Annotated in this window: 17 protein-coding genes and 1 tRNA gene; 17 read left to right on the top strand and 1 reads right to left on the bottom strand. The window is 70.1% G+C overall.

Annotation, left to right across the window (positions count from 1 at the left end; genetic code table 11):
- Positions 1 to 15: 15 nt before the first annotated feature.
- The 11 genes from traB (at position 16) to AC07DI_RS11965 (ending at position 9,608) form a co-directional block, all read left to right on the top strand.
- Positions 16 to 1,980, top strand: coding sequence for a plasmid transfer protein TraB (gene traB, locus AC07DI_RS12015; RefSeq protein ID WP_478904447.1), 1,965 nt, complete (start codon positions 16 to 18; stop codon positions 1,978 to 1,980).
- 181 nt (positions 1,981 to 2,161) lie between these two features.
- Entirely contained in the window at positions 2,162 to 2,608 is a 447-nt protein-coding gene (locus AC07DI_RS12010) for a hypothetical protein (RefSeq protein ID WP_478904058.1), read from the top strand.
- 23 nt (positions 2,609 to 2,631) lie between these two features.
- Complete coding sequence (locus AC07DI_RS12005) at positions 2,632 to 2,838, top strand: hypothetical protein (RefSeq protein WP_478904056.1); 207 nt, start codon at positions 2,632 to 2,634, stop codon at positions 2,836 to 2,838.
- Complete coding sequence (locus tag AC07DI_RS12000; protein ID WP_478904054.1) at positions 2,835 to 3,212, top strand: MazG-like family protein; 378 nt, start codon at positions 2,835 to 2,837, stop codon at positions 3,210 to 3,212. The genes AC07DI_RS12005 and AC07DI_RS12000 overlap by 4 nt, the downstream gene beginning before the upstream one ends.
- Positions 3,209 to 3,499, top strand: coding sequence for a hypothetical protein (locus AC07DI_RS11995; protein ID WP_478904052.1), 291 nt, complete (start codon positions 3,209 to 3,211; stop codon positions 3,497 to 3,499). Before AC07DI_RS12000 ends, AC07DI_RS11995 begins: the two co-directional genes overlap by 4 nt.
- Positions 3,500 to 3,510: 11 nt before the next feature.
- Positions 3,511 to 3,960: a single-stranded DNA-binding protein gene (ssb, locus tag AC07DI_RS11990; RefSeq protein WP_478904051.1), complete on the top strand. Its 450-nt coding sequence runs from the start codon at positions 3,511 to 3,513 to the stop codon at positions 3,958 to 3,960.
- 190 nt (positions 3,961 to 4,150) lie between these two features.
- Entirely contained in the window at positions 4,151 to 5,332 is a 1,182-nt protein-coding gene (locus AC07DI_RS11985; RefSeq protein WP_478904049.1) for a DNA cytosine methyltransferase, read from the top strand.
- Positions 5,329 to 6,222, top strand: a complete 894-nt coding sequence (locus tag AC07DI_RS11980; protein WP_478904048.1) for a bifunctional DNA primase/polymerase — start codon at positions 5,329 to 5,331, stop codon at positions 6,220 to 6,222. Before AC07DI_RS11985 ends, AC07DI_RS11980 begins: the two co-directional genes overlap by 4 nt.
- A gap of 367 nt (positions 6,223 to 6,589) precedes the next feature.
- Complete coding sequence (locus tag AC07DI_RS11975) at positions 6,590 to 7,855, top strand: DUF3631 domain-containing protein (RefSeq protein WP_478904047.1); 1,266 nt, start codon at positions 6,590 to 6,592, stop codon at positions 7,853 to 7,855.
- A 173-nt stretch (positions 7,856 to 8,028) separates the two neighbouring features.
- A complete protein-coding gene (locus tag AC07DI_RS11970; protein WP_478904045.1) occupies positions 8,029 to 8,214 on the top strand; it encodes a helix-turn-helix transcriptional regulator in 186 nt (61 codons plus the stop codon).
- Between the two features lie 11 nt (positions 8,215 to 8,225).
- Positions 8,226 to 9,608 carry a tyrosine-type recombinase/integrase gene (locus AC07DI_RS11965; protein ID WP_478904043.1) on the top strand — a complete coding sequence of 461 codons (1,383 nt, stop codon included), beginning with the start codon at positions 8,226 to 8,228 and terminating at the stop codon, positions 9,606 to 9,608.
- 205 nt (positions 9,609 to 9,813) lie between these two features.
- Here AC07DI_RS11965 and AC07DI_RS11960 read toward each other — a convergent pair.
- Positions 9,814 to 9,886 (bottom strand) — tRNA-Arg (locus tag AC07DI_RS11960).
- Positions 9,887 to 10,194: 308 nt separating this feature from the next.
- Here AC07DI_RS11960 and AC07DI_RS11955 point away from each other — a divergent pair.
- From AC07DI_RS11955 to ettA, 6 genes are all read left to right on the top strand, one after another.
- The gene (locus AC07DI_RS11955; RefSeq protein ID WP_478904041.1) at positions 10,195 to 11,844 is read left to right on the top strand and encodes a dynamin family protein; all 1,650 of its coding nucleotides are present in this window, start codon (positions 10,195 to 10,197) and stop codon (positions 11,842 to 11,844) included.
- A gap of 5 nt (positions 11,845 to 11,849) precedes the next feature.
- On the top strand, positions 11,850 to 13,688 hold the full coding sequence (locus AC07DI_RS11950; protein WP_478904039.1) for a YfjP family GTPase: 1,839 nt from the start codon (positions 11,850 to 11,852) through the stop codon (positions 13,686 to 13,688).
- A 201-nt stretch (positions 13,689 to 13,889) separates the two neighbouring features.
- Entirely contained in the window at positions 13,890 to 14,333 is a 444-nt protein-coding gene (locus AC07DI_RS11945; RefSeq protein WP_384259266.1) for a single-stranded DNA-binding protein, read from the top strand.
- Positions 14,334 to 14,693: 360 nt separating this feature from the next.
- A complete protein-coding gene (locus AC07DI_RS11940) occupies positions 14,694 to 16,046 on the top strand; it encodes a Cys-Gln thioester bond-forming surface protein (RefSeq protein WP_478904445.1) in 1,353 nt (450 codons plus the stop codon).
- Positions 16,047 to 16,092: 46 nt separating this feature from the next.
- The gene (locus tag AC07DI_RS11935) at positions 16,093 to 16,389 is read left to right on the top strand and encodes a hypothetical protein (protein WP_478904037.1); all 297 of its coding nucleotides are present in this window, start codon (positions 16,093 to 16,095) and stop codon (positions 16,387 to 16,389) included.
- A 134-nt stretch (positions 16,390 to 16,523) separates the two neighbouring features.
- Positions 16,524 to 18,188, top strand: coding sequence for an energy-dependent translational throttle protein EttA (gene ettA / locus AC07DI_RS11930; RefSeq protein WP_478904035.1), 1,665 nt, complete (start codon positions 16,524 to 16,526; stop codon positions 18,186 to 18,188).
- The last annotated feature ends 6 nt before the right edge of the window (positions 18,189 to 18,194 follow it).

Genomic DNA, 18,194 nt, shown 5'->3' with positions numbered 1-18,194 from the left:
GACCTCCTTCAGCTGATGGAAGCCCAGCGGGGCAACGCGGACGGTGGCGGCCTGGGCGACTACCTGCTGCACCGCGCCAAGCCGCACATCCCGCCGTGGCTGGGGGTGGGAGGCGTCGGCCTGGCCGGTGTCCTGGGTCATCTGCGGTGGGAGGAGAGCACGCCGGCCGCGGTCGGCCTCACCCTGACGTCGGTGGCGCTGTCCGGTGGCGCCTGGTTGATCGGGAAGACGACCAGCAAGCAGCGCCGTATCCACACGTCCCTGACGACCGCGCTGGGGTCGGCGTGGCTGACGGCCGCGTGCCTGGCCGGACCCGCCGCCGGGCCGCTCGATGACCTCTACCTGATGGGCGGACCTGCGGTCGCCCTGTCGTGGAACGTGCGCATGCTCATGCGCCACAACCCCGACAGCTCCGGAGACGGGACGGACGCCGGCCTGTTGGAGAAAGTCGGCCTGGCAGGCACGAAGCTGGGAGCGGCCAAGGTCGAACCGAACCGCGTCACCGTCCCCTACGCCCTCCCCGCAGGCGAAGCGACCAACGACGACATGGCCAAGGCCCTGCCCCACCTCGCCGGTGCGCTGGACGTACCGCCCAACGCGGTCCGCCAGCAGCGGAACCCCGAATCGGCCCGCCGCGGCCAACTGGTGATCGTGCCCACCGACATGCTCAAACAGGTCACCTGGTACCCCGGCCCGTCCACGCCGGGCGGGTCGATCGCGGAGCCGCTGGTCATCGGCATGTATGACGACGGCACCCCGCTCCTGCTCACGCTGCCGCAGGCCATCCACCTGCTCATCATGGGCCAGACCGGAGCAGGCAAGACCGAAGGCGCCCTCGACATCCTCTCGGAGATTTTGACCCGCTGTGACGTGGCGGTGTGGCTGTCCGACCACGTCAAGAAGGGCCAGGACCTGGGGGAGATCTTCCCCGCCTGCGACTGGGTGGCCACCACCCCGCAGGACACCGAAATCATGATCGAGGCCGTCAAGGCCGCCATCCCGGCGCGCACCGCCTGGCTCGGAGCGCACGGCTACCGCTCCTGGTGCCCGGAGGCGGCCAAGGAGCAGAAGGACCCGGCGCACTCCTGCCGCAAGGACCGGCAGGCGTGCGGCTGTGCGGGCATGGCCTACCTGGTCTCCTGGTTCGAGGAGGCCGCCAACACCCTCGCGCGGCTGGACGACGACGTGTTCACCACGATCGCCCAGGAAGCCCGCTCGGCCGGTATCTCGCTGATCATCTCGATGCAGCGGGCCAGCGGCTACCAGATCAGCACCGACACGCGGGCCTCCCTGCCTGCCTCGCTGTGCTTCGGCGTGGATGAGCGGGACGCCTCCTTCGCGCTGCCGGAGGAGGTGCTCGATGCGGGCGCCAATCCCGGCGCGTGGAAGAACCGCAAGCCCGGCTACTGCTACCTGGTGGCCGCAGGGATCGAGGAAGAGCTGTACGCGAATCCGGCCCGCACCTTCCGCAATGACCCGGTGACTCTGGAATGGGTCGACCGCGAGTTCGCCGGGATCCGTATGGCCATCGACGACGTGACCGCCCTCGCGGCGGCCGGCGTCGCCGGGCGCGCCTACACCGACCGCACCCGCCCGGAAGACCGGGCGCACGCCCCGGAGGAGGACGAGATGGACGACGAACACAGTCCCGATGTCGACCCCGAGGACCAGGACATCGACCCCGAGCAAGAGCTCCCGGCCAACCAGCCGGGCGACGAGACCCCGCTGTTCGGGCAGGAGCAGGGCCGCAAGCCCGCCCCGGAGGAGGCTCGCCGGCTGTTCGCCGACGCGCTCGCGCAGTTCGAGTCCGAGGGGCGCATGGTCGTGGGCCCCAAGGACTTCACCGAGTGGTGCGACGCCCACCATCTCTCGCGCTCCTGGGTGTCCCTGCGGCTGAAGGACGCCGCGCTGGAAGGTCGTCTGGAGATGACGAATCAGACCGGCCGGTGGCGCATCGTGCCCGCCCTGGCGGCGGCGTAACACCCCGTAACGCGTTACGGCCGCCTAACACCCAAACCCCTAGGCAGGCGCGGTGTTACGCACTCCTCACACCACGCCGTAACGCCTCCTAACGCTGCCTCACACCTGATCGTCACACCCCGATCCCGCGAGCCCCACGCCACACCCGGCGTGGGGCTCGCGGCCATCTAAGGGAGACCTCATGGACCACTTGGAGCGGCCCGCGGCCGTCGAAGTCCACCACCCCCTACCGATCACGCCCGCCGCCCCGCATACGGCGCCGCTGGTGCCGGTGCAGCCGGGCACGGGGCCTGCGGTGCAGTCGATCGTCCTGCCCGACGGTCGCGTCGCCACCGGCTACACCCTCACCCCCACCGCGCCCGCCCCGCTCGCGCGACCGGTGGTGAGCCGGACTGCGGTGAACATCGCGCTTGGAGGCATCGGCTTCGCCGCGGTCTGTGGCGGCCTGCTCCTGCTCACCGGATTCATCGCCGCGCTCGCCGCCTTCGTCCAGCAACTGATCATCCTGGCCGCGGTCATCTTCGGCGGCTGGATCGCCGTGCAGATCTTCGGCGCTAGCGGATCGGGCGGGGGGACGACGGTCAACATCCGCAAGGCCGTCATCAAACGCAACCACTTCCACGGCTGAATCCACCGCGAAGGAGTAGCGCCATGACCTGCCGCTACTGCACCGGACACCACCCCACCCGCATCGACGCCTACCCCGCCGGCAACCCCCGCGCCTCCCTGGTCGCCGCACACCGCGCCACCGAAGCACGCCAGGAGGCCCCCGGCCTGGTCCACATCCACTACGACCAGACCACCGACACCTTCGCAGTCATCCGCACCGACACCCTCACCAAGGAGGCCCGTACGTGAGCTCTGCCCTGTGGCCCGTCGTGGCCCGCATCACCGCCGCACTGGATGCGGCCAACGCCCGCGACGAACACGAAGTCGCCATGCGCCTGCTCAAGGTCAGCGAGGAAGCCGGGGAAGTGGCAGCCGCCTACATCGGCGCCACCGGCCAAAACCCCCGCAAGGGCACGACCCACACCCACCACGACGTCGCCCAGGAACTGGCCGACGTCATCATCGCCGCCGCCGTGGCCCTGCACTCGATCACCAACCAGGCCCCCGCGGTCCTGGACGCCAAGCTCCACGCCGCCGCCCGCCGTCTGGCTCTGCCGCCGAAGGGAGACCCCACGTGGACGATCTCGCATGGCCCCAACGACCCGAGCGGGACCGCCCAGTGACCTACCAAGCTCGCTGCCTGATCTGCCGCACCGGCATCGAGTGGATCAACTGTCCGACCGGTGGCTGGTGGGCCCACGACGTGCACCCGGACGACAACCACGACGCCATCCCTATCCCCAGCTCCGACAGCCCCCTGGGTGCCGCAGTGGGCCGGGTGGGCGCTGCGTTGGAGATCGAGGCCGACCACGAGCGGGCCGCACAGCTCTACGCGCTGTTGATCTGCCTGTCCGCCGCGGAGTTCGAGTTCACCGACGGCGCCGCCTTGGTGCCCGTCATCACCAACTGAAGGAGAACAGCATGTCGTTCGGAGAGGCCCCGGTCACCGTCATCGGCAACCTGACCGCCGACCCCGAAATCAAGTTCACCCCGTCCGGTGCCGCGCTGGCCAAGTTCACCATCGCCTCCACCCCGCGCGTCTACGACCGCGAGACGAACCAGTGGAAGGACGGCACCTCCACGTTCTTCCGCTGCGTCGCCTGGCGCTCCCTGGCCGAACACATCGCCGACTCCCTGGCCAAGGGTGCCCGCGTGGTGGCCTTTGGCCGTATCCGCCAGCACAACTGGCAGACCCTGGAGGGCGAGAACCGCTCGATGCTCGCGCTGGAAATCGACGAGATCGGCGCCTCGCTGCGCTTCACCACCATCGCCATCAACGCCAAACAGCCCGCCGCTGGCGCGTCCGCCGACGCGTGGGCCACCGATCACCCTTCGGGCGACGCGAAGTTCAGCGAGCAGCCCCCGTTCTAGCGACGCCAAGGGCGGCCCCCTCGTCTCGCCAAAGTCGCGGGGCCGCCCTTGTCACCCAGCACCTTCAACAGGACTGGAGACATCCAGCATGACCGAACTAACTGACATCCGGCGAGTACCGGTCGTGTCCCAGCCCCCCAGGGTTGTGCACGCGCTCTCGACGAAAAGCGCGAGCAGCGCAGGTAGCCGCGTGTTCCTCAATGACATCGTGGAACTGTTCCGTGGACCTGGTGGCTGGGCAGAGGGCCTACGCATGCTCGGCCTGGCCGACATCGGCCTGGAGCGGGACACAGCGGCGTGCCAGACCGCGCACGCCGCCGGCCACGCGACCATTCAGACCGACGTAGCTGCCTACCCGACCGGCCCGTTCAAGGACCACATCAGCGGGCTCATCGCGTCGCCGCCCTGCCAGGCCTGGTCCCGCGCCGGGAAGCGCGGCGGCCTCGCCGATCAGGCGCTCGTGCACCAGGTCGTTCACGACCTCGCCCATGGCCGCGACACCCGCGCCGAGTTCCTTGCCCAGTGCAAGGACGAGCGCTCCCTGCTCGCCGCAGAGCCGATGCGCTGGCTGTACGACCTGCGCCCCGAGTGGGTGTGCCTTGAGGAAGTCCCCGACGTCCTCCCGCTGTACCAGCAGTACGCCAGAATCCTCCGCGGCTGGGGCTACAGCGTCTGGGCCGGCATCCTCAACGCCGCTGACTACGGCGTCCCGCAGACGAGGCGCCGCGCCATCCTCATCGCCTCCCGAGCCCGCAAGGTCACCGCACCCGCGCCGACGCACGCCCGAGCGCCGGAGACGGATCTGTTCGGCGAGTGCCTTCAGGGGTGGGTGTCCATGTCCGACGCCCTCGGCTGGGGCGCAACCGATCGTGTTGCGCCCACGGTCACCGCCGGCGGCGGCAAGACGGGCGGAGCCGAGCCGTTCCCGTCGCAGGCCCGGCAGACGCTCCTCGATGCGCAAGGCCGCGGCGCCTGGGTGCTGCACACCAACCGCAACCAGCAGCCCGACGGAAGCCGCCAGACCACCGACCCGCACGGTGCACCTGCCCCAGCGTTCACGGCCAAGGCCGGGGGCCAGTGGGTGCTGAAACGTCCAGCGACCACAGTCTGCGCCACCGACCGAATAAGCCCGCCGGGGCACCGAAACCGTGACGCCGGGGGCGAGTCCCAGTTCGCCAGCCCCGACACTGTCCGCATCACCGTCGCTGAGGCCGCCGTCCTGCAATCCTTCCGCCCGGACTACCCCTTCCAGGGCACGAAGACCAAGCAGTTCGAGCAGGTCGGCAACGCCGTCCCGCCACTGCTCGCCACACACATCGTCTCTGTGCCCACTGGCATCCCTGTCCGCCCGACCCGGGGGGCGCCTGCATGAGCGAGCACCTGATGCGTACCGCGATGGACGCCGCCGCGCGAGGCTGGCCTGTCCACCCGCTGCGCCCCGGCGCCAAGGGCTCGGCCCTGCATGGCGAACGCGCCTGCACCGGCCGCGGTCCCTGCACGAACGGGCACGTGAAGTGGGAGCAGCGGGCCACCACCGACCCCGAGCGTATCCGCCGTACCTGGCAGACCGGTGCGTTCAACGTCGGTATCGCCACCGGCCCCGCTCACCTCCTGGTCGTCGATCTCGACACCCCCAAGGGGAAGGACGGTTCGGACGCGCCTTGCGGCGCGACGAACTTCCAAGCGCTCTGCGAGCGCGCCGACACCCCGTGGCCTGCCACCTACACGGTGCGGACCCCCAGCGGCGGACTCCACCTGTACTTCCACACCGCGACCCGTCTGCCGAGTACGGCGGGGACCCTCGCCCCCCGCATCGACACCCGCGCCTGGGGCGGTAACATCGTCGCCGCCGGAAGCCACACCCCGCAGGGCACGTACGCGGTCGACGTCGACCGCCCGGCCGCGGAGTTGCCCGACTGGCTGCACAGCCTCGTGTGCGCACCGGCCACGCCTCCCAGGACGGTCCGGCCAGCCCCGCTGCTGATTCCAGGTGGCACCACCCGCCGTGCTGCGGTGGCCCTGGAACGCGAGACGGACACGGTCCGGCAAGCACCGGAGGGGAAACGGCACAAACTCCTGCTCACCCGCACGATCGCCATGGGGCGCTTTGTCGTCTGGGGTGAGATCACCCAAGGCGTGGTCGAGGAGGCTTTTGGGGCGGCGGGCGAGGCGGCGGGACTGTCGACGGCCGAGTGCCGGGCGACGATCCGCGATGCCCTGGCCTACTCCGCCCGAACGTGCCGCGCTCGGGAGACAGCATGAACCACATCCCGCCTCGCCCGCAGCCCAAATGCCTCGCTCGCATAACCAATCAACACGATCTCGCGGACAGCGCCGCAGTTCCGGGTCGGGTGCGCGGCCGAAAGGACGTCGCCCGTCAGGGCGTCCTTTCAGCCCTTCCCGCCCAACAGCACCCCAGCAGCCCGCCTGCCGGTGATGGCCGCTATCCCGTGGCCTGGCTCCACATCCGCGCGCCCCGCGGCGCCACCCCCACCGCCACCTCCACGTGCCTGTGCGGACGGGACCGGAGCGCCGTTGCACGGCGCAAGGTGCTCGCCCTCATCGAGGACCACACCGCCCACCGCGATCAATGCCCGCTCCGTACTTTCCAGGAAGGGAGGAACGCCGCATGACCAGCACCCCCGAGACCGCGCCGCCCATCGACGGCGCGGCCCTGCTCGATGAGGTCGAAGCGTTCCACCGCCGTTTCAACGTTTTTCCCACCGAACACGCCTACGTCGCCGTGACGTTGTGGGACGCGCACGCCCATCTGATGGACGCGCTCGACGGCACCGCCCGCATCGCCTTCCTGAGCCCCGAACCCGGCTCGGGGAAGTCCCGCGCACTGGAGATCATCGAGACACTCACGCCGCGCGCGGCGACCACCGTCAACGCCTCTGCCAACGCGTTGTTCCGCCTCGTCTCCGCAGACGAAGGCACCCCCACGCTCCTATTCGACGAGATCGACACCGTGTTCGGCCCGAAGGCCGGCGGGAACGAAGAGGTCCGCGGGTTCCTCAACTCCGGCTACCGGCGCGGCGCGAAATCCCTGCGCTGCATCGGGGACGGCTCTGACCAGAAGGCAGGGTTCTTCCCCTCGTTCTGCGCGGTCGCCATGGCTGGTCTCGGCTCGCTGCCGGACACGATCCTGACCCGTTCCGTCATCATCCGGATGCGCAAGAAGGCGCCCAACGAGACCTGCGAGTCCTACCGGCGTCGCGTCCACGAGAAGCAGGGCCACGCCCTGCGCGACCAGTTGGCCGACTGGACCGCCACTCTGCATGAGCAGGTGGCTGAGGCGTGGCCGGAGATGCCCGAGGGGGTCGTCGACCGTCCTGCGGACGTATGGGAGCCGCTGCTCGCGGTCGCGGATGCGGCCGGTGGGCACTGGCCCGAGCGGGGGCGCGCCGCGTGCCTTGCCCTCATCAAGGCCGCGAGCGCAGGCGACGAAGCCTCCCTCGGCGTCCGGCTGTTGACCGACCTCCGCGACCGCGTGTTCTGCGGCGTGGACCGGATGCCCACCGCCGCCATTCTCGAAGTCCTGCTCAAGCTCGACGACTCCCCATGGGACGACATGAGCGAGGACGGGCACAGCCTCAAACCGCTCACTGCCCGACGGCTCTCCAAGCTCCTGAGCCAGTACGTGCGGCCCGACAACACCCCGATCAAGCCCCGCGGGATTCGTGTCGGCAGCGGCACCCCCAAGGGTTACTACGCCGATGACTTGAGCGACGCGTGGACCCGCTACTGCCCTCCGGACCCTGGAAAGTCCGCAACGTCCGCCACAGCCGCAACATCGCAGGTCAGCGAGGGTGAATCTGTGGCGGAAAGCCCGTCTGAGAGCCGCCACACGCTCGCGGAAACCGACACGCGAACCCTCCGCAGCGTCGGCTGACCAGCCACACCTCGTAGGTGCCGCGAGGCCCGCGCCTCGCGGCACCTATCCGCAACAGAAACAGATCCGCCACGCGTTTACCCCCGCTGACCTGCAATGTTGCGGCGTGGCGGATGTTGCGGATTCCCCAGAGACCCTAACGCGTTGACCCACCTCGCCATGGAGGCCAGCCAATGCCTAGCCCCAACGGGACCCGAGCGATGCTCACGCTTCCCGAGGTCTGCAAGGAACTGAACGTCTCACGCTCAACCTTCTACGACTGGCGCCAAAAGGGCCGCGCGCCCCGCTGTATCAAGCTCCCGAACGGCGACCTGCGCGTGCGCCGGAATGACCTGGATAACTGGCTTAACGACCTTTAGGACGCTGACTGATGGAGACGACGTACAACGTCAAGGTCTGGAAGATCGCGGTGTACAAGGGCGCGAGAGGTACGACGTACACCGTCCGTTGGGCTCTGGACGGAACGGAGCACCGGGCACCATTCGGGACGCGGGCCCTCGCGGACGCATTCCGCTCAGAACTCGTCAGTGCTACCCGCCGTGGCGAGGCGTTCAGCCTCGCCACGGGGCGCCCTGTCTCGCACCAGACAGGCGCGCGCGGAGTGAACTGGTACGACTTCGCCGTGCAGTTCTGCGATGCCCAGTGGCGCCGCACCTCCGGGAACAGCCGAAAGAACGTGTCCAAAGCCCTGATGGCAACGACCATCGCGCTGTTGCGTACGCCGGCCAGCCCCTTCAAGGCAGTCGACGTCCGTACCGCGTTGCGGGAGTTCGCGTTCAACACGAGGCGGCGCGAGCAGGCGCCGCCGGACGTTGCGGTGATCCTCAAATGGATCGAGCGCAACACCCTGACGATGGCCGCGTGGGAGGACCCCGCCAAGGTCGATGAAGTACTCCGCGAGCTATCCATCAGGCTCGATGGAGCGTCGGCCGCCGCCAGCTCCATCAAGCGCACCCGGCGCATCCTGAACGTGGCGATGGAGTACGCCGTCACACACCGGGTTCTTGGCTCGAATCCGCTCCCCAAGGGCCGAGGGACCGCCCCCAAGACGTCGTCCGCGGTCGACAAGCGGTCCCTGCTCAACGCCCTGCAAGCGGCACGCCTTCTTGGCTGGGTCCGGCGTCGCCCTCGCGGTGGCGCGCGGCTGCACGCCTTCTTCGCCACGATGTACTACGCCGGGCCGCGCCCGGAGGAGGTCGTAGCGATGCGGGTGGTGGACGTCCATCTGCCTGGCCAGGACGCCGAAGATCAGTGGAGTGAACTCGTGTTCCACACTGCTCAGCCGGAGGTCGGCAAGAACTGGACCGACACCGGAGCGATCCACGAGAAGCGAGGCTTGAAGGGACGGGCCGCGGACGACACCCGGATCGTTCCGGGGCATCCGTCGCTCACGAAGATTCTTCGCGAGCACATCAAAGCCCAGAAGCTGAAGCCGGGGGACCTGCTGTTTCCGGGGGAGAAGGGCGAGATGCTCGCCGGATCGGTCATCCGCCGCGCCTGGCGAACCGCACGGGCCAAGGTCCTCACGCCCGAGGAATTCGCTTCGCCGCTGGGGAAGCGCGTGTACGACCTGCGGCATACCTGCCTCACGAACTGGCTCAACGACGGAGTGCCGACCGCGCAGGTCGCGGAGTGGGCGGGCAACAGCGTTCCTGTGCTGCTCGCCATCTACACCCGGTGCGTGTCGGGTCAGCTCACCGACCTCAAGAAGCGGATCGAGGCGAGGGGAGACCTTCCGGAGATCCCCTCGTGAGGCCGCCGGCGCCCTCGGAGAACTTCCCCGCGTATTCACCGTGGCCACCCGCAGAAACCCGGTGACAGCCGGACAGCGCCGGACCCTCCCGCGATCGTCTGGGGGTGGTCCGGCGCTTGCGTGTCCGCTTTCCGGAGCCCGTGGTGTGCCCCTGACCAGCAAAAAGGCCCTCCCGGAGAGGAGGGCCGAACACGGACGGACTGTGCGCCCCCGGCAGGACTCGAACCTGCGGCCAAGCGCTTAGAAGGCGCCTGCTCTATCCACTGAGCTACGGGGGCCGGGTGTGGCCGGTGGCATGGAGCCCGGATGTGGGGGAGATCCGTGACCTTGCCGGGGACAAGGATAGGGCTCCCGGGTCCCTGCCCCTGGTGCTTCGCCTCCGCGCCGCGATGTGGAGGTTCGGTGAAGCGATCCTGATAATCGCAGGCAGGTGCGAATCTCGCATCGCTTTTGGCGTCTCGCGCCCCGGGTGTTGTGCACTCGTTATGCCTGCGCCCCAGTCGCCCCTTCCATCCCCTGTGTCCGATCGGCGCGCAGGGACCGTCATATGCTTCAGAAAGCCGCCAAAATTGGGCATTCTTCGCATGTGGTGACCTTGGACGTACGGCCTCAATTGCTTGACGCACTCTCCGCCCTGCGCGAGCGTGTCGCCGCCGCACGCTTTCCGCTCCCCCTGCCGGGGGCGCCACGCGCGCGTGCCAACCGGGACGAGTTGCTGGCACAGCTCGATGACTATCTGGTGCCCCGCCTCAGGGCGCCCGAAGCGCCCCTTCTCGCCGTCGTCGGCGGATCCACCGGCGCCGGCAAGTCCACCCTCGTGAACTCACTCGTGGGGCAGCAGGTCAGCGAGGCGGGCGTGCTGCGGCCCACCACGCGTACGCCGGTGCTCGTCTGCCATCCGGAGGATCACCACTGGTTCTCGGGGATGCGCGTACTGCCCGACCTCACGCGCGTGTGGGTGCCCCGGCCGGAGCCGTCGGAGGGCGGTGAGGACGACGGCAGGAACGACGACGCGGACGTGCACGCCCTTGTCGACGAGGAGGAGCGCGCCCTGCGGATCGAGATCGCGCAGAGCCTGCCCCGCGGGCTCGCCCTCCTCGACGCGCCCGACATCGACTCGCTCATCGCCGAGAACCGCGTACTGGCCGCCGAGCTGATCGCCGCCGCCGACATCTGGGTGATGGTCACCACCGCCTCGCGGTACGCCGACGCCGTGCCCTGGCATCTGCTCCGCACCGCCAAGGAGCACGACGCCACCCTCGTCACCGTCCTCGACCGCGTCCCCCACCAAGTGGTGACAGAGGTGTCACGGCAGTACGGGGCGCTGCTCACGAAGGCAGGCCTCGGCGACGTACCGCGCTTCACCGTGCCCGAACTGCCCGAGTCCGCGGGCGGCGGCGGGCTGCTCCCCGCCACCGCCGTGGCCCCGCTGCGCGCCTGGCTCACCCAACGCGTCCAGGAACCGGCGGCCCGCAGCGAGGCCGTCGCCCGCACCGCCAAGGGCGCCCTCGCCTCCCTCGACACCCGGATGCCGGAACTCGCGGGTGCCGTCGCCGCCCAGTACGCGGCCGCACTGCGGCTCACCTCCGCCGTCGACGAGGCGTACGAACACGAGCACGCGCGCGTACGGGGGCGGTTGCGGGCCGGAGGCGTGCTCGCAGGGGACGCCCTGAAGCGCTGGCGCAGCTACCCGCTCGACTGCGGCGCCGGCGAACTCCTCGACGCCATCGCCGAGAGCCTGGAAGCCCTGCTGCTCTGCGCCGTCACCGCCGCCGACGAGCGCATCGACGAGGCCTGGCGGCACGAACCCGCCGCCGGGGCCCCCGGCCTCACCGGCCGCGACCCGGAGGCGGAGAGCGCCGAGCACCGCATCGGGATGGCCGTCCGCAGATGGCGGCGCGTCCTGGAGGAGTACGCCGAGGACGAGGTGCGCGGGATCGAGCGGGTGGACAAGAACGCGCTGCCCGACCCCGAGGTCGTCGCCGCGCTGCTCGCCACCGCCCTGCTCGGCGGGCGCCGGGCACGTTCCGCCGGGGAGAGCCTCGCGGAACGGATCGGCGCGCAGAGCGCGGTCCGGCTGCGCGACCGGGGCTCACGCCTGCTGGCCGAGTACCTGGAGAAGGTCCTCACCGTCGAGCGGGAGCGGCGCCTCGCACCCCTGTACGCCCTTGAGGTGCACCCCGAACCCCAGGCCGAGCTGATCGCCGCCCTGTCCGTACTGCAGAAGGAGAGGTGACCACGGTGACCGCCCTCACTGACCGCCCCGACCACACCGATCGCACCGACCACGGTGACCACAGTGACGGAAGTGAGCCCGACGGCGGGGACCGCGAGTGTCCCGGCGGCCGTGCCGAACGGGCCTGGGACGACGGCCTGATCGCGCGGCGCGTCGCGGGCGGGGCCCGTCCCGCGGGCCCGGACGCCGACACCGGCGTGCGCTCGTACACCCGCTCAGGCAGCCCCGGATCGCCCACCTCTTATGAGGGGCCCCTGCGCGTACGACTCGACGCACTGCGCGAACTCGTCGGGCTCTCCCGCACCCGCGTCGACAGCGGCACGCTCGCCGAGGCCGGCCGCGTCCTCGACGAGGCCGCCGCCCGGCGCAGGCTCTCCGACCGGCACACCGTGGTCGCCGTCGCGGGAGCCACCGGCAGCGGCAAATCGACGCTCTTCAACTCCCTCGCGGGTGTGATGATCTCCGACACCGGCGTGCGCAGGCCCACGACCGCCGCCCCCATCGGATGCAGCTGGACCGACGGCGCCGCGGGCCTCCTCGACCGGCTCGGGATCCCGGGACGGCTGCGCCGCAGGCCACTCCAGGGGCCCGGCACCGACGAACTCCAGGGCCTCGTACTGATCGATCTGCCCGACCACGACTCGGCGGTCGGCGAGCACCGTGAGCACGTCGACCGGATTCTGGCCCTCGTCGACGCCGTCATCTGGGTCGTCGACCCGGAGAAGTACGCCGACGCGATGCTCCACGAGCGCTACCTGCGCCCCATGGCCGGGCACGCGGAGGTCACCTTCGTCGTCCTCAACCAGATCGACCGGCTCCCCGGGGACGCCGCCGACCAGGTCCTGGACGACCTGCGGCGGCTCCTCGATGAGGACGGCGTCGCGCTCGGCGAACACGGCGAACCGGGCGCCACGGTCCTGGCGGTCTCCGCGCTGACCGGCGAGGGCGTCGGAGAACTGCGCGAGGCGCTCGGCCAGTTCACCCAGGAGAGGGGCGCCGCGGCCCGCCGGATCGCCGCGGACCTGGACGCCGCCGCGGACCGGCTGCGTCCGGTGTACGTCGCCGAGGGGCACACGGGCCGCAACCGCGGACGGATCGGACTCAGCGAGGAGGCGCGCGAGGAGTTCGCCGACCGCCTCGCGGACGCCGTGGGCGCGGCGGCGGCCGGGGACGCGGCCGAACGGGCCTGGCGCAGGAACGCGGGCAAGGCGTGCGGCGACCCCTGGCTCAAACTGTGGCGCTGGTACGAGGCCCAGCGCTCCCCGCAGGGCTTCCCTGCGTCGGCCGCGCTGGCTCCCGTGGACGAGGAGGCGACGGCTCGCCAGCGCGTGGAGCACGCCGTGCGCACGGTGGCCGACGAGGCGGCTTCGGGGCTGCCGGTGCCCTGGGGGCAGGCCGTGCGGGAGGCCGCGGTGCGCGGTGCCAAGGGGCTGCCGGAGGTGCTCGACGAGCTGGCGGTGACGGTGGGCGTGCCGGCCGGGCGACCGCCGCGGCCCGGCTGGTGGCCGGCCGCCGTCCTCACCCAGGCGGCGATGACGTTGCTCCAGGTCGTGGGCGGGCTCTGGCTGGTGGCGCAGATCATCGGCGTGGCCACGCCGAACCTGGGTGTGCCGGTGCTGCTGATGCTGGCGGGCATCGTGGGCGGCCCGTGCGTGGAGTGGACGAGCCGCCTCGCGGCCCGGGGGCCCGCGCGCCGGTACGGGGCCGAGGCGGAACGGCGACTGCGGGAGGCGGCCGCCGGGTGCGGGCGGGCGCGGGTCCTCGATCCGGTGGCGGCGGAGCTGCTGCGCTATCGGGAGGTCAGGGAGCAGTACGTGCGGGTGACGGGGGTGCCGGTGGGGTGAAGGGGGTGCCGGTGGGGTGAGGAGATGAGTTCCCCAGAGCCTCCCCCGGCCGCCCGGAGACCCTTTCGAGTGACGGAGATTTCCACAACCCGGCGGTGGTCCACAGGGCTCGGCGGGATCGGCGCGGCCGGTGCAGTCTGAGAACGCAGCCGCGGAGTGCGCGGCGGCAACAGCGCAGACGAAGCGGGGGAGTGGATCGACATGAACGAAACCTTGGTGACGGTGGTGGGCAATGTCGCGACGACGCCGGTGTACCGGGAGTTGCCTTCGGGGCCGGTGGCGCGGTTCCGACTGGCGGTGACCGCGCGGTACTTCGACGCGGCGAAGAACGCGTGGAACGACGGGCACACCAATTTCTTCACGGTCTGGGCCTGGCGGGCGCTCGGCACGAACGTGCAGGGCTCGGTGTCCGTGGGTGAACCGGTCATCGTGCAGGGCCGGTTGAAGGTGCGCGACGAGGAGCGAGGTGGGCAGCACTGGACGTCGGCGGACATCGAGGCGCTGACCATCGGACACGATCTGTCGCGCGGTACGGCGGCGTTCCGGCGGGTGGCCAAGGGCAATCCCGCGCTGACGGCGCCGACGGCGGAACGGGAGGAGGAGATCACCGACGCGAGGAAGAAGGAGCCGGTGCCCGTGGGGTGACGTGCCGTCAGGAGGACTCCGTCTGGCGGCGACCGTTGTGCGGCATATCGGTGAATGAAGCCGGTTGATTTGTCGATAAGCCCAGCTCGGGGCGGCTATTGGGGATAACGATTCCGAGTCGGATCCGCCGCCCGATGGGATGGGTGAGGCTCGTGATCCGCTGTTTCCTTAGGATGCCGGACGTAGCTCACGGGGCAGTCGGCAGGTGAGGCCACGCAGGTGGCCGATGATCCTGCCCCACTCAGTCTGCTGGCGGGACCACCCCCCAACGTTGTGAACGGGTCCCGCCCGGAGGGGAATCCAGTGTTTTCTGCGTTGTCCATACGTAGCCGAGGCGTCGCGCGCCTCGCCGCAGTGACCATGGCGGCGGGGCTGGCCGTGGCGGGCGGAATGACCGCCGCCACCGCGGCCGCGGCGACAGCGGCGCCACAGCACCAGGGCGGCGCGACCGCGACGCTGGGCGGGCTGCGGACGTACGACCAGGCCGTCATCCGGGACAACGGCAGCTCGCAGCAGGTGCCCGCGGGCCTCTTCGAGATGTCGGTGGAGGGCGGCGGGACCCTGCAGACGTACTGCGTCGACATCCTCAACCCCACGCAGAAGGACGCCAAGTACCAGGAGACCCCGTGGAGCGGCACCTCGCTGAACGCCAACCGTGACGCGGGCAAGATCCGCTGGATCCTGCAGCACTCCTATCCGCAGGTGAACGATCTCGCGGCGCTGGCCAGGAAGGCGGGCGTGCGCTCGCTCACCGCACAGACCGCCGCGGCCGGCACCCAGGTGGCGATCTGGCGCTACTCCGACCACGTCAAGGTCGATGCCGTCGACCCGCAGGCCGAGAAGCTCGCCGACTACCTGCACCGGAGCGCGCGCGACAGCGCGGAGCCGAAGGCCTCGCTGACCCTCGACCCGCCCGCCGTGTCGGGGCGCGCGGGGGAGCGCGTCGGCCCGGTGACCGTGCGGACCGACGCCGATTCGGTGACGGTGACCCCGCCCGCCGACTCCGAGGCGAGCGGCGTGAAGGTCGTCGGCAAGAACGGCAAGACCGTGAAGTCGGCGCGCGACGGCAGCCGCCTCTACTTCGACGTGCCGAAGGACGCCCCGGACGGATCGGCCGCGCTCTCCCTCCAGGCGTCCACCACCGTCCCGGTGGGCCGCGCCTTCGCGTCCGAGACCAGGAGCCAGACGCAGATCCTCGCGGGCTCCAGCGAGTCGACGGTCTCGGCGACGGCGACGGCCGACTGGGCCGACAAGGGAGCCGTACCGGCGCTCTCGGCGGAGAAGAACTGCGCGAAGAGCGGCGTGGACATCACCGCGACGAACAAGGGCGACGAGCCGTTCACGTTCCGGCTGATGGGCTTCGAGTACACCATCAATGCGGGCGCGTCACAGACGGTGACGATACCGCTGCAGGAGGACCAGCCCTACGACTTCACGATCACGGGCCCGAACGGCTTCGAGAAGCGCTTCAAGGGCGTCCTCGACTGCCGCACCGAGGGCGCGGCGATCGAGAACAAGGCGCAGCCCGCCTCCCAGCCCAGCCCCGCCTCGGCAGGCGGCACCTCGGGCGGCGGCGACCTGGCCGAAACGGGCAGCTCCAGCAACACGCCCCTGATCGCCACGATCGCGGTGGGCTTCGTCGTACTCGGCGGCGCGGCGGTCTTCCTCGTCCGCAAGAGGGGTGACTCGACGGAGACGTCAACAAAGGAGTGAGCGGGAGGCGCGGCCGGGCGGCGCGGTCATGGAGTGGATATCGCCGGTGAGTACGCTGCTCGGCGCGGTCATCGGAGTGGGTTCCACGCTGATCGCCGACCGCATCAGCTGGCGCAGGGAGCGTGCCGGCCAGAGCCTCGACGTGCGCAGGCAGCTCTACGCCGACTACACCGCCGCGCTCTCGCGCATGCGGACCGCGCTCAATGAGTGCGTGCAGGCAGACATCCCTGCGGAGGAGCGTGGGATGCTGTGGATGCGTCGTCGGCAGAGGGGTGCGGGCCCGCCCCGGGGCCGGTTGTGGGCCGGTGGAGGACGACTGGCGATGGCCACCGATGACCAATGACGACAGGTACCGGTCACGGGTCCAACCGCTCCGCCCCAGGTCAGGGCCCTCGACTATACGGGTTTCCCCCGGGGGGTGGCCGTCAGGCAAGATGGGGTGTATCTGCCCACTCACTGATTGCCGGACGGTTTCTCTTGGCTGAGTACATCTACACCATGCGCAAGACGCGCAAGGCGCACGGCGACAAGGTGATCCTCGACGATGTCACCTTGAGCTTCCTTCCTGGCGCGAAGATCGGTGTCGTGGGCCCCAACGGCGCCGGTAAGTCCACGGTGCTGAAGATCATGGCCGGGCTTGAGCAGCCGTCCAACGGCGACGCGTTCCTCTCGCCCGGGTTCAGCGTCGGCATCCTCATGCAGGAGCCGCAGCTCGACGAGTCGAAGACCGTTCTGGAGAACGTCCAGGACGGCGCCGCCGAGATCATGGGCAAGCTCAAGCGCTTCAACGAGGTCGCCGAGCTCATGGCGACCGACTACTCGGACGCGCTCATGGAGGAGATGGGCAAGCTCCAGGAGGACCTGGACCACGCCAACGCGTGGGACCTCGACGCCCAGCTCGAGCAGGCCATGGACGCGCTCGGCTGCCCGCCCGGCGACTGGCCCGTCACCACCCTCTCCGGTGGTGAGAAGCGCCGCGTGGCCCTCTGCAAGCTCCTCATCGAGGCGCCCGACCTGCTCCTCCTCGACGAGCCCACCAACCACCTCGACGCCGAGTCGGTGAACTGGCTGGAGCAGCACCTCTCCCAGTACGCCGGTGCCGTCGTGGCGGTCACCCACGACCGGTACTTCCTGGACAACGTCGCGCAGTGGATCCTCGAGCTCGACCGCGGCCGCGCCCACCCGTACGAGGGCAACTACTCCACGTACCTGGAGAAGAAGGCCACGCGTCTCAAGGTCGAGGGCCAGAAGGACGCCAAGCGCGCCAAGCGGCTCAAGGAAGAGCTCGAGTGGGTGCGGTCCAACGCCAAGGGGCGGCAGGCCAAGTCCAAGGCACGCCTCGCGCGCTACGAGGAGATGGCCGCCGAGGCGGACAAGATGCGGAAGCTGGACTTCGAGGAGATCCAGATCCCGCCGGGCCCGCGGCTCGGTTCGATCGTCGTCGAGGTCGAGCACCTTTCGAAGGCCTTCGGCGACAAGGTCCTCGTCGACGACCTCAGCTTCTCGCTGCCGCGCAACGGCATCGTCGGCATCATCGGTCCGAACGGCGCGGGCAAGACCACGCTGTTCAAGATGATCCAGGGCCTTGAGCAGCCGGACTCCGGCACCATCAAGGTCGGCGACACGGTCAAGGTCTCCTACGTCGACCAGGGCCGCGCCAACATCGACCCGAAGAAGACGCTGTGGGCCGTCGTCTCCGACGAGCTCGACTACATCAATGTCGGCCAGGTCGAGATGCCCTCGCGGGCGTACGTCTCCGCCTTCGGGTTCAAGGGCCCGGACCAGCAGAAGCCGGCCGGCGTGCTCTCCGGTGGTGAGCGCAACCGCCTCAACCTGGCGCTGACCCTCAAGGAGGGCGGCAACCTGCTCCTCCTCGACGAACCGACCAACGACCTCGACGTCGAGACCCTGTCGTCGCTCGAGAACGCGCTGCTCGAGTTCCCCGGCGCGGCCGTGGTCATCTCCCACGACCGGTGGTTCCTCGACCGGGTCGCCACGCACATCCTCGCCTACGAGGGTGACTCCAAGTGGTACTGGTTCGAGGGCAACTTCGAGTCGTACGAGAAGAACAAGATCGAGCGTCTCGGCGCGGACGCGGCCCGTCCGCACCGTGCCACCTACAAGAAGCTCACGCGAGGCTGAGGCGGC

This window comes from Streptomyces sp. NPDC044106, assembly GCF_056433985.1.
Note: the sequence above shows the minus strand (reverse complement) of the source record. Positions and strands in the feature narration are given on the sequence as shown.

What these genes read in the sequence shown, in the direction of transcription:
- traB (WP_478904447.1), top strand. Translation starts at nt 16, where the DNA reads ATGGAAGCCCAGCGGGGCAACGCGGACGGTGGCGGCCTGGGCGACTAC.
- AC07DI_RS12010 (WP_478904058.1), top strand. Translation starts at nt 2,162, where the DNA reads ATGGACCACTTGGAGCGGCCCGCGGCCGTCGAAGTCCACCACCCCCTA.
- AC07DI_RS12005 (WP_478904056.1), top strand. Translation starts at nt 2,632, where the DNA reads ATGACCTGCCGCTACTGCACCGGACACCACCCCACCCGCATCGACGCC.
- ssb (WP_478904051.1), top strand. Translation starts at nt 3,511, where the DNA reads ATGTCGTTCGGAGAGGCCCCGGTCACCGTCATCGGCAACCTGACCGCC.
- AC07DI_RS11980 (WP_478904048.1), top strand. Translation starts at nt 5,329, where the DNA reads ATGAGCGAGCACCTGATGCGTACCGCGATGGACGCCGCCGCGCGAGGC.
- AC07DI_RS11975 (WP_478904047.1), top strand. Translation starts at nt 6,590, where the DNA reads ATGACCAGCACCCCCGAGACCGCGCCGCCCATCGACGGCGCGGCCCTG.
- AC07DI_RS11970 (WP_478904045.1), top strand. Translation starts at nt 8,029, where the DNA reads ATGCCTAGCCCCAACGGGACCCGAGCGATGCTCACGCTTCCCGAGGTC.
- AC07DI_RS11965 (WP_478904043.1), top strand. Translation starts at nt 8,226, where the DNA reads ATGGAGACGACGTACAACGTCAAGGTCTGGAAGATCGCGGTGTACAAG.
- AC07DI_RS11945 (WP_384259266.1), top strand. Translation starts at nt 13,890, where the DNA reads ATGAACGAAACCTTGGTGACGGTGGTGGGCAATGTCGCGACGACGCCG.
- AC07DI_RS11940 (WP_478904445.1), top strand. Translation starts at nt 14,694, where the DNA reads ATGGCGGCGGGGCTGGCCGTGGCGGGCGGAATGACCGCCGCCACCGCG.